This is a genomic window from Legionella sp. D16C41 (genome assembly GCF_048541585.1).
Lineage (GTDB): Bacteria > Pseudomonadota > Gammaproteobacteria > Legionellales > Legionellaceae > Legionella_C.
The window spans coordinates 3233726-3245332 of the sequence record NZ_CP183303.1 but is presented as its reverse complement, the minus strand read 5'-3'; the positions used below and the strand labels follow the sequence as shown (position 1 = coordinate 3245332).

Sequence of the window (11607 nt, the reverse complement as noted above, 5' to 3'; positions counted from 1 at the left end):
TTTAACCTATTCAAAGAATTCAAGCACAACATTGCGAGCTAACATAGTATCATCGAATCCTAATTGAAATAGCTCGCGGGTAAATTCTTTTTCAAATAATAAGAAACTCAGTAAATCCCCAGAGTGGCTTTTAGCCCCTAATAAATTAAGCATAAAACGAAGTAATACTGGCATATTATTATAATGTGCTTGTGCAATAGGCCCTATCGCCACGCTAGGTCGTAAATGAATAGTTTGTACTGGCCGCCAAGGGGAACGGCGTTTTTTCCACAAAGACAATAAGCGCGCAATTTCGTTCATGCGATTTACCATTTCAATATCGCGATCTAGGTTATCCATAAATAAACTATTTAGCATGCCACCTAAAATGCGGGCAAAACCAATATTGCCGTTTTGAGAACCTTCATAAAACAAAGAGGTAGGTAATTGGCGTGTACCTAAAATTAATATTTTATCTACTTTAAAACGAATAGCGCCACGTAATGGTGATACTAAGCCCATGCTACCATCGCCATAATGAGAATGGTCAATTTTTGCGGCTGGAAAAAATAATGGTAGGGCGCTGGAAGCTAAAATATGTTCCATTTGTAAATCAGTACGAAAGCTTGCATGCCGAGGGTAATCCCAATCTTCAAATTGTGAGTTAGAATGCTGATAAAATGAAATGGTTTGCTGGGTTTCATAACAATGACTAAGTACTTCCATAGTAGTCAAATGATTATTTTTAATATTTTCATTTAACTGATGGAAATCAATTGTTTTAGTAATAAATTTACGCAGAGGTGACGTGTCAAGCAAGTAGCCATAATGACTACGTCTTATAAGCATGGGAATTAAATTTCTTAAGACAGATTTACTTACCTCATAATTACTTGCATTAAAAATTTGCTGGCAATAAATATCACACCAAATTGTTTCAAGTTTTTCGGTAGCTGCAGGGAAGTCGAGCGCGTTTTCAGCTAAAATGGCTGCATTTAAGCAACCTACGCTGACGCCACTTACCATATCAAAAGGAATTTTCTTAACGTTAAGGATGGTACTAATAGCCTTAAGAACCCCGGCTTGATAAGCACCACGAGCACCACCACCTGCTAAGTAAAGTGCTTTTTTTGTCATTAATTATTTTTATTATTAAAAAAATCAATATAACTTTCTTCCTTAAAAGTGGCAAGTAGCAATTACGCTATCTTGATTAGCTATATAATAGTAAAGCTAAAAATAACTAGTTAGTTCTCTAGAATTGCTTAAACGATCACGCTAGATAATATTGCCGAGTTATAAACTGTTCGGCTTTGCTTAATCTTAAATCTTCTTAATCTTGCAAACAGTTATTGTTATTAAATGAAACGATAAATCAATTACTTTTTATTTAAGTTTTAATTAAAAATCTAAAATTTAATCATAAAATTATAAGCTATAATAATTGATTGTATAACCAATTAAAAATTGTTTATGAAAATGCATTTAAAGAGCCTTAAAACATATAAGGCTATGACCTTAAAATGAACCTTAAGTAATAGATGAGTTGTCAATATGTCTCTTAAAGAAACCTCAGAAGGCACTACAGGAGTGGAATCTACAGATGCGCTTAATGATTTAGAAAAGATGAGTTTGCCTATCCACTTCCAACCGCAACCTATAACCAAAAAAGCTAAAATTTTAGACCTGTTTAAATTGATACCTGGCTTAAGTGAGATATTTGATCGTATTAATGATGCTGGGGAAAATTTTAGTGCCTTAATGCAGCTAAAAGAAAATTTTGCCGCAGGCGCAAACGTTGCTCAGGCCTCTTTTCATGGTTTAGGATTAGGCTTAGCTATTCTTGATTTTATTCGAATTCCTGCAATTTTTTTGGCAGCGGCTCTGCTTGGGCAGAAAGTTCCTGTAACTTTATCAAAAACAGGGCAATGGGCTTACGCAGGCGCAATGGTAGCATTAGCTGCTTTAATGATAGCTCTTCCTGGCGCAATACCAATAATTACTGTTATAACAGCAGGCTTTATTTTAGGTAACGCTGTTTTTACTTTAGGGCGACTTTTATATCAGCGTCATCAGCTTAAAAAAGACTTAAAAAATATCGCTGAACATATTCACGAAGAAACAGAGAATTTAAATAAATTACAACTAAAAGCACAGTCACTAAGGACCCAGTTAGAGCAAGCAACTGAAAATGAAAAGGCTAATTTACTAAAAGAATATATCACTTTAAAAGCAGAATATGCTAATCGCTGTAAATCCTTACAAGCTTTATATGATAAGAAAGAAATTTTTACTTATAAATTAGCTAAACGTGATCATTTAGCTGTTGTAGATAAAGTGACAGCTGTTCTTTTATCAGCTGGGATATTAGTAGGCGCGGCTGTTGCTATTGCTTTTCCTCCTATAGGTTTTGCCGTAGCAGCTGCTTGTGCTGCAGCGGGTATAGTCTATCTTGTTAGTCGAATAGCAATACCTTTCCTAGCTAAGAAATTAGGTTTTAATACAAAAAAAGTTTCTGAGAAAGAAATCTCTAAGCATGATAATAAAGATAACTTTAAAGACTATCAGGATAACTTCAAATTAGAAGAATTAAATAGTCAATCTCGCCTCGATAAGGATAATGATAAAGTGCTAAAAGACTCTGAAGTAGAGGTAAATAAACTTATAGATGAGTCTTCGCATGCTAACTATGATTCTGAAGCTGTTATGGAATTAGGACTTGGGATGATGCCGGGGACCGCACATCCTAATAGCTCTTTAAATGAGTATCCCATTGATAAATCTGTCTTAACTCTTCCAAGCTTTGATAAAGCAGATACTACCAATAATCAGAAAATGTCGGTTCCCTTAAAAAATGAAGAAGAGGATGATGAGGGAGACGGTGAGCGTGAAGGTAGACCTGATGATATACAGCTTTCCTAATGGCACACGGGTTGCAATCTTTTTTAAAGTAATATAGGTTAACTTTAATGAAGCTAGCAAAGGGAAAATATGCGCGTATTTTTTAATAATCAGCCTCGTGCTTTTAGTATGATTTTTATGCTAGAAGTTTGGGAACGCTTTGGTTTTTACACAGTACAAGGCATTCTTACTCTATATTTTATTCGAGCGTTAGGTTTTGATGAAGTTCAAGCATATTATACTTTTGGCGCTTTTTCTGCTTTAGTTTATGGAATGGTGGCTTTTGGTGGTTATTTAGGTGATAAAATACTAGGAACTAAACGTACCATTGTATTAGGTTTAATAGTGCTTGCTTTAGGCTATTTATCCTTGGCTATTGCAAATACGCATCAGGTTTTTTTAGCTCTAGGGTTGGTTTGTGTCGGTAATGGCTTATTTAAGGCTAATCCTTCTAGCCTTCTGGCTAAATGCTATGAAGATAATGACCCGCGGCTGCATAGTGGCTTTACTTTATATTATATGGCTATCAATTTAGGCTCTACCTTTGCCTTGTTTATGGGGCCTGCTATTGCTACCAAATATGGTTATGCATACGCTTATTTTCTTAGTTTTATTGGCTTAGTTTTAGGGGTAGTTAACTACGTTTTTCAACGTCAGTATGTTAAGCACATTAATACGCCAGCTGATGTGAAAAGAATTGGTTTTTGGCAATGGGCATTAATTATAGCCGGTATTATTGTTGTAACCTTATTTTCCGCGTACCTATTGCAGCATGTTATGCTGACACAACAGTTAGTCTGGTTGATTACTATCTGTATTACAGCGATTTATTTCTTTTATATGTATCGTGAAGAGCGACAATCTTTCATGCGCATGCTTGTTGCATTTATTTTAATGATCGAAGCTGTCGTCTTTTTTACTCTTTATCAACAGATGCCTACCTCATTAAACTTATTTGCTGTTAATAATGTGACACCTACATTACTCGGTATTACGTTAGATCCGCAGAGTTTTCAAGCGTTAAATCCAATTTGGATTATTATTATGAGCCCAGTATTAGCTTTTATTTATAATAAGCTTAATAAGCATACTATTTCATTTTCTATTCCTTATAAATTTGCGGCAGGTATGATTTGCTGCGGTTTAAGCTTTAGCTTATTATTTTTTGCGCGCTTTCTACATGATGAGTCAGGCATGGTGTCATCTTGGTGGCTAATTGGAAGCTATTTTTTGCAAAGTACAGGTGAATTATTAGTATCTGCTTTAGGTGTTGCTATGGTCGCCGAATTAGTTCCCGCTCATATTGCAGGTTTTGTAATGGGAATGTGGTTTTTAACTTCCTCCATAGCAGGTTTTGTTGGTGCAACGGTTGCTTCAATGACTGCCTTACCACAAAATGTTAAACCCGGAGTAGAATCGCTGCTTATTTATACCGATGTGTTTGCTTATATAGGCTTAGCTACCTTAGCTATTGGAATCGTTATGTGGTTAGTTTCAGCAAGACTAACCCATTATATCAAAGAAGCACCTTCTCTTACGTTATCTGCAGCTATTTAGCAGTTGATTTAAGTGTGAAGTTATATTTATTAATAGGTAGCGCTATAGGTAATTTCCAGCTAAAACTAAACATTTAATAATTGTATAACAATGTTTTGCTTTTAATAGCTAAGATAACAACAGTAGGCGTAAGTCAGTAGCTTTTATTAGACTATATAGTCATTTTTAAAGATTTAAACCCTTGAACAATAAAAAGGAAGATGGAGCTAGAAAAGCACCTTGGACTGCAAAGGCTAAATTTATTTTATTAGCTATTGCGGGTGCTATTTTTTTTGGTTGTCAAGGTTTTGATGATATCAGCACACTATTGACTGCCACATCTTTGCCAACAATGATTGCTTTTGCTGTTGGCCTTGCTTGTTCTGTAATATCTATTGCACTTTTTTATGCGTTTGACTTATGGGAAGTGTCTAAAAACTTAGGTGTTAATTTTAAAAGTGCACCGAAGTTGATTGATAATTACCTTAAAAAAGTACAATACATTAAAAATATTAGTGGCAACTTACGCAACAATATCCTTTATAAAAAGAAGCTTAATGAAATTGAAAGTGATATTGCGCTTATAAAGCTATTAATTCAAATGTATAACGACTTAGATATTGAACGTAAAGCCCTTAGAATATCTTTAGAGCGGCCAGCACTTAAAGTGGGTAAAATAGTTGTTGCTTCTATTACAGGTATCTTCTTTTTTAGCGGTGGCTTTTGTGCAGGGCAGACAGTCGCTTCAGCTATAGCTGGATTAGTTACAACAGCCGTTACTGGGACGTTTTGGCCTATTTTAATAGCGAGTGTATTTGTAGGATTAATGGCTCTTGCTGTTTACTGGTTTGTAGAGCGCCCGGGTATTGAAAACTTAATTGGCAGTTGGTTTGGCTTAGATAGAGAAAAGATAGATGAATTGTGCGATCCTGAGTTGGTTAAGAAAGATAAGGCAAAATTAAAATATTTAGAAGAAATGTTTATTGCTAGAAAGCAAGAAATAAGTGAGCTGCAGGCCACGCAACAAGCATTTAAAGTACTTGGCACAGAATACAGTAGATTGCAAAGAAATCTTGCAAACTGTAGAACTCAGCCAGTGGTTAATCATTCCTTGGAAGAAAACAAACTTTATGAGTTAAGTAATAATTTTGAACTAGATTCTTCTGACGAAAGTCGTTTTTTATTTTTAAATGATTTAAGCCATCCTTCTTCACAGAGGCGAGAGGTAGAAATAGTGAGCTCTAGAATAGGCCAGCAAGAATTTTATACAAATGGAGCAATACGTTATTCAATGTTTACTGCAAGCGCCTCAGGTAATAACGACAACTCAGCTGATGTATCTTTAGAATATCTTGCAGCTAAAGATTTGCCTTCAAATCACCCATCCATTCTTAACAACTAATTAAATTTTTAAAACAGCTTTAATGAAAGGTACTGTAATTTTTCTTTGCGCAGCCAAGGATGCTTCGTCGAGCTGATCAAGTATTTTATAAAGATGATGCATATTACGAGTACAGCGATTAATTAAAAATAAGGCAGCGCTACTAGATAAGTTAATTCCTCGTAGTTCAGCATGTTGTTGTAGTGCTGTAATTTTTAATTCATCAGTTAACTCTTGTATTTGAATAACTAATCCCCAGCCTAATCGTGAGCGTAAGTCAGGCAATTGAATTCCTAGATAAGCAGGTGTTTTTTTACCAGCTATTAGCAGAATAGTATTGCCATTTTCGCGCACACGGTTATATAAGTGAAAAAGCGCCTCCTCCCAGAATTTATCTCCTACAATCAAATCAATATCATCAATTGCAATAAGTCGTTGCTCATCCATCCCTTCAATACTCGCAGGCCCCCATTCTTTTAATAAATCTAGAGGTAGATAAACAGATGTTTGCGTTATGGCATGGCAGCATGCTTGTAAAAGATGAGATTTTCCGTAACCACTATCGCCCCAAAGGTAGAGAAAACGCTCCCCTTGGCCTGCTAAGAGATGATCAATCTGTTGTTTTAAAAACAAATTATTACCCCAGCAAAAATTACTTAAAGTTGCTTGATGATTTAATTGGATAGTTAATGCTAGCTGAGAATTTATTTGCATATTAGGTATGCTTTTCTACCCCATGTCCAAACATAATCAAAATAAGTTATTGCAGTGGTTACTGCAGTTAATAGGATTAGACTATCAAAAATATGATTAGGAATAAATTTAACAAAAGCTAGTTCAAATAAACATAAAGTAACTAGAACGAGCTGTAACATAGTATTGAATTTACTCAACAGCGTAGGTTTAAAATAGATTTGGTTAGGTATAAAAAAATACCAGGCCATAACCCCTAATGAAATAGTTAAATCACGTAAAAAGACCAAGATAACTAGCCACCATGGTAAAGAGCCTAATAGAGCTAAAGAAATAAAACTACTGGCAATCAAGAGCTTATCTGCTAAGGGATCCATAAAAGAGCCCCAAAGGCTTTGCCAGTTATAATGCCTAGCTAACCAGCCATCTAAATTATCAGTAATACCAGCTATCATATATAAATAAAATGCAGCCGCGTATTTATGAAAATATAAAAACGCTAGGAAAGGAACTATTAATATTAAACGAAAAATAGTAAGTGCATTTGGTATATATTTTAGCATTATGTGTCTGGATACATTTATTTAAATTTTCACCTTATATTTTAATTCTAGATTTATAAAGTGAGCTAAAATGCTTTATCTACCATTATATATTTACTAGAGTTTGTTGCCACCAAGCTCTAATATGCGATAGAAACCATTTAAGTTTATACAATACTATTAAGGCTGTCACCTGATTGCATAAATAGAGCGGTTGCCTAAGCTACAATTTTTGTATTATAGCTAGGTTGTTATGGGTCTACTTATTCTCAATAAACTAATGCTTAGAGCCTTTTTACTAAAGAAAATCTATAGATTAAATAAGCTTTCTGATTGTTATTAACAATTTGCAAAACTTTCTATAAATTTCTATTAGAATTAAAAGCTTACATAGTTGGTACTATTTTTAATTGAGTTGGGCGATAATACCAAATTACTAAATTCAAAAGACTGATAGCTGAAATTAAAAACATAAATGGTTTAACACTCTCTATAGCCATTAAACTACTCACTAAGCTAAATAAAGCAGAAATATTAAATTGGCAAAATAAAGAAAATGCAAGTGCAATGGCCATCCGTTTGGGAAAAGGACGAACAGAAGCTGCCGTTGCACAAGCAACAATAAACCCCGTCCCAAAATAATAAATCATCATAGGGAAAATAAAAGTTACAGCAACTGTATAACCAAGGAAATAAAAGAGCCACATTAGACAAGCAGTAGCTGTAAACAGCTTAATCCCAATACTGACAAGATAGTCGCTGCGCCAATATTTTACTAAAGAACCACAAATCAATGTTCCTATAACATACAAAATAGACATAATCGTTTTAATATTGCTAAAAGCTTCAATACTATAGTGAGCATTTTTTATTAGAATAAAGGGCGCACTAGTATTAAAGGCTGATTCTCCTGCCATCATAAGTGCCGAGATTAAGAGGTAGCTTACAAAAAGCCTGTTTTTAAAAACTAATAATAGGCTATCTGTTAAGCTATAATTAGCTCGGATTTTAGGTATAGTTTCGCTGATTCCTCGACAATAAACGAATAAGATAAAGCTGTAGCTTGCCATAACTAAAAAAGCCATTGGCCAATCATAATAAGTATTAATAAAACCGCCTAGCAGCGGTATGAAACAAATTAAAATGCCACTTAGAGAAAAGAAAAAAGCAAATTGTTTTGTTGCTTGCTGCTCATTTTGACTATCATTAACCATTGCTCGCCCAATAAGTACAGTAGCACCAACACCAACTCCTTGCAAAAATCGACTTAACAAAAGTAAATAAATGTTAGGACTTAACACAGCAAAAATATTTGCTAAGGAAAAAGTTAATAACCCTAAAATAAAGATAGGTTTTCTTCCTATCGTTTCTGATATATAACCCCAGGGAATGATACTTATTGCCTTACCTAGTAAAAAAATACTAATAGTTAATTGGGCAAGGCGGGTACTAATATGAAAGTCAGCTGCTAATTTAGGTAGAGCTGGCATAATTAATTGAATACTAAAATTACCTAATGTCCATGCTAGTAATATTATGATATAAGACCGTTTATTCATGCTTATCCTGGTTTATCTTTAAATTTTAGGTAACAGCTAAAGACTGTTGGTTTGGATAAAGGATGTCTTTTGCAGGCAAGAAACTAGAGCAAAGGCTAATGAACGCTATTAACGCATAAACACATGCTAATAAAATAAATAAATAGTAAACAGCAAGATAGTTACTTAAAAAACCTCCAAGTCCAATACCAATTAAATTACCTATTTTCGCAAATGTATTTGCCCAGCCTATTGCAAAACCATAATGCTCAAAGCGATCACTCATAAGACAAAATAGAGCGGGTAACAAAGCTCCAAGCACTAAACCCCATAAAAGCCGAATAAATCCTAAAGCTAATATAGAGCTTGTAAAAACAGCATGCCCCAACATGATTAAAACACCTAGCAAGCTATAGCTAATTAAGTAAGCTTTAATTTTTCTGGGCTGCTTACGGCAATTATCAAATTGTTTGCCACAAAAATTAGTACTTAAAAATAGCCCAAAAGCAGGCATTGAATATAAAAGACCCAATGTAATTGTATTGCAACTCAGTGAGTTGTTGATTGAAAGAATAAAAATTGGTTCCGGTAAAAATTTTATAATTTGAGTTAATAAAATTAATAAACCAAATTTTAAGAAATAGGGAAAAGTCTCCAAGGTTAAAAAAGGCTTTCTTCTTTTAGCAGACTGCGCAGATTTTTCCGTTATAGGTAGGCCTTTTTGAATTATCACTGTGGCTATAAAACAGCAAATCATTGCGACAAAAAATAAACCCTGAAAATTAAGTAAATTTAATAGGCTACCACCCATTATGCCTGCGAGGCTGGTTGCCAGCGCTTTACTAAATTGTAGGCGTCCTAATTGTTGTGCTTTTTTATCATTTAAGTTAAGTGACAATACATACATTTGCATCGCTGCAATAAAACCAGCAAAGCCACCTTGAATAAATCGAATGATTAATACAGTTGCAATATTATTGGCAAAAATCATTAAACCTTGTGTAATAACTAAGGTCCAGGCAGCCCTTATTAACATGGATTTATAACCCAAGCGTCCAGCTATGACTCCCCAGATAGGCCCCATAAGAATATTAGCAGCCATTGGCAGTATGAAAGCAAGGGAGCTATAAAGTGCTGCTTTCTCAATAGCTATATTTTGGTTTGCAATAAACAAGGGCAAGAAAGGATTGCCCATCTCTAGGGCAAGTAACATTAACAATTGGCTGATAAAAAGTATATTTGCCAATGACTTAGACATTAAATTGGCTCAGCGGGTTAGATAGTGAATTAAATTGATTATGTTTTTCACTAGGCGCAAGGCGCATCATTAATAAGCTTTTATGTGGCCATAACTCTTGCAATAAACGTTGACGATACCAAGCTAAGACATTAGGCTTAATTGATTTTACCATTTGCTCTAATTCACCATTTAATATTTTGTATACAATATGCCACAAAGTAGCAGGGCTAAAGTTGTTAAACTTACATAAACAGTTAATCCAATAAGCTAAGTTACTTTGCAGATTACTATAGATAAACTTATCAAAAGTCTCGGTTAGATTATAAGTTGTAATGGTTGATTCTGGATGCAAAGCAAGGTTTTTCGCTTCTCTAAAATCATCATTTTGGCAAACATATATACCGCCTAGATCACGAATAATAAGCGATTTAGGCTGATGATTTTCAAAAACAATCAGCGTATTTTGTTGATGTGCTTCAAATGCAACTCCATAGCGCATTAATAAATGTAATTGTCCTTTAAGGACACATTGACAGTATTGTGTAAAATAATGCTCTGGAGAAATTCCGCTAGCTTGTATTATTTCAAGTAATAAAGGCTGATTAGATAGAGGTGAATTAACAAATAAAGCAGCTAGAGGAATAAGTTGTTGATTCTCTTTAGCCCATTGCAAGGGGCTTTCTCTTAAAATAAAAGCAAATTGCTTAGATAAAATAGATGTCGAAGCGGAATCTTGTAGGCGAGCACCTGCAATGTCGCGAGCAAGAAAAAGCGTGTTGTCATAGTAATGATGTGATTTTAAGAGAGCAGTTAACCACTTTGATAAAATGGGTCCATTTTCAACTGACGCCGGTGAAATTGTCCGGATAGCTGAGGTTGTATGAACTGCCAGCGCTAATTTTAAATGATATAAAGGACTTTCAACGGGTATCATCGTTCTTAAAGACATAGAAGGCTGCGTAATTTGATGATGAGGAAGCAAAATTAATTTTTTTTCATCAATTAAAGAAGCTAAGCTTGTTTGTAATTGATTACGCCATTGCCAGGGATGTACTGGAATAGGATAAAAATTATCTGGATTTAATTGTTGACACTGAAGTTTATAGCGCCAATTTGCATAATCATTAGGAAAAGCGCTAGCCATTAGCTCTAAATAAGTTTTATTAATAGCAGTTATATGAGTTTTTTCTTGGTGGAGAGCACACCAATGTAAATTGACTTGAGCATTAAATTCAGGCGAGTATTGCAATACTTCTCGTCGATTTAAGCCCATTTTCGCCCGATAATTTGGATGATACGGGTGACCAATGCAGCCCCACTGCTCTGTAAAAAGCAGCATTTGTTTTAAATCCTGCTTAGAAAGCCAAGACCATAAAGAGCTTTCACTTCGTATTTGCTTGCGTAATTCTGTCTGCCAATGTTGTCGATAAATTAAAGCCATAGTTTCATTGGCAATAGATTCATTTAACTCTTTTGTTAATAATTCCCAACGATAAAATCGACTTTCTGGCCTAGAGATTTTTAACTTAAGCTGTAATTGATCTATAAAATCAGAGATATGATAACTATAAAATGGCTTATCAATTAATTTTTCCTTTAAAGCAGCATATTGCAAACGGTTTAAGCAGGATTTATGAGCTTCCTTTATGACGTCTTTCATTGTTTGGTGTGATAAGCCAATACCAATTTCAAAAAGGAGAAAGCGTAATTGATGACTTAATTCATCAAATTGGTTGTAAGCTAAAGCCATAATTTTCTCCACATAGAAAATAATTTAATATAAATGATAATCATTCT

General features: G+C 34.4%; 9 protein-coding genes. 3 read left to right on the top strand and 6 right to left on the bottom strand.

The genetic code is table 11. The annotated features are described in order from the left end of the window. Positions 1–6: 6 nt before the first annotated feature. Positions 7–1116 carry a patatin-like phospholipase family protein gene (locus tag ACNVED_RS14105; protein WP_419419615.1) on the bottom strand — a complete coding sequence of 370 codons (1110 nt, stop codon included), beginning with the start codon at positions 1114–1116 and terminating at the stop codon, positions 7–9. Between the two features lie 417 nt (positions 1117–1533). On the opposite strand from ACNVED_RS14105, the gene ACNVED_RS14100 reads away from it, so the two are divergent. From ACNVED_RS14100 to ACNVED_RS14090, 3 genes are all read left to right on the top strand, one after another. Further along, positions 1534–2901, top strand: coding sequence for a hypothetical protein (locus tag ACNVED_RS14100; protein WP_419419614.1), 1368 nt, complete (start codon positions 1534–1536; stop codon positions 2899–2901). 69 nt (positions 2902–2970) lie between these two features. Next, positions 2971–4437: an oligopeptide:H+ symporter gene (locus ACNVED_RS14095; protein ID WP_419419613.1), complete on the top strand. Its 1467-nt coding sequence runs from the start codon at positions 2971–2973 to the stop codon at positions 4435–4437. Between the two features lie 181 nt (positions 4438–4618). After that, entirely contained in the window at positions 4619–5818 is a 1200-nt protein-coding gene (locus ACNVED_RS14090) for a hypothetical protein (RefSeq protein WP_419419612.1), read from the top strand. Here ACNVED_RS14090 and hda read toward each other — a convergent pair whose 3' ends face one another. The 5 genes from hda to ACNVED_RS14065 form a co-directional block, all read right to left on the bottom strand. After that, positions 5819–6505 carry a DnaA regulatory inactivator Hda gene (hda, locus tag ACNVED_RS14085; protein ID WP_419421211.1) on the bottom strand — a complete coding sequence of 229 codons (687 nt, stop codon included), beginning with the start codon at positions 6503–6505 and terminating at the stop codon, positions 5819–5821. Beyond that, positions 6502–7056: a CDP-alcohol phosphatidyltransferase family protein gene (locus ACNVED_RS14080; RefSeq protein ID WP_419421210.1), complete on the bottom strand. Its 555-nt coding sequence runs from the start codon at positions 7054–7056 to the stop codon at positions 6502–6504. Before ACNVED_RS14080 ends, hda begins: the two co-directional genes overlap by 4 nt. A gap of 362 nt (positions 7057–7418) precedes the next feature. Continuing rightward, positions 7419–8591 (bottom strand): MFS transporter, encoded by a 1173-nt coding sequence (locus ACNVED_RS14075; protein WP_419419611.1) that lies wholly within the window; start codon positions 8589–8591, stop codon positions 7419–7421. 25 nt (positions 8592–8616) lie between these two features. Continuing rightward, positions 8617–9828, bottom strand: coding sequence for an MFS transporter (locus ACNVED_RS14070; protein ID WP_419419610.1), 1212 nt, complete (start codon positions 9826–9828; stop codon positions 8617–8619). Next, positions 9821–11560 (bottom strand): IucA/IucC family protein, encoded by a 1740-nt coding sequence (locus ACNVED_RS14065; protein ID WP_419419609.1) that lies wholly within the window; start codon positions 11558–11560, stop codon positions 9821–9823. Before ACNVED_RS14065 ends, ACNVED_RS14070 begins: the two co-directional genes overlap by 8 nt. Positions 11561–11607: the final 47 nt, after the last annotated feature.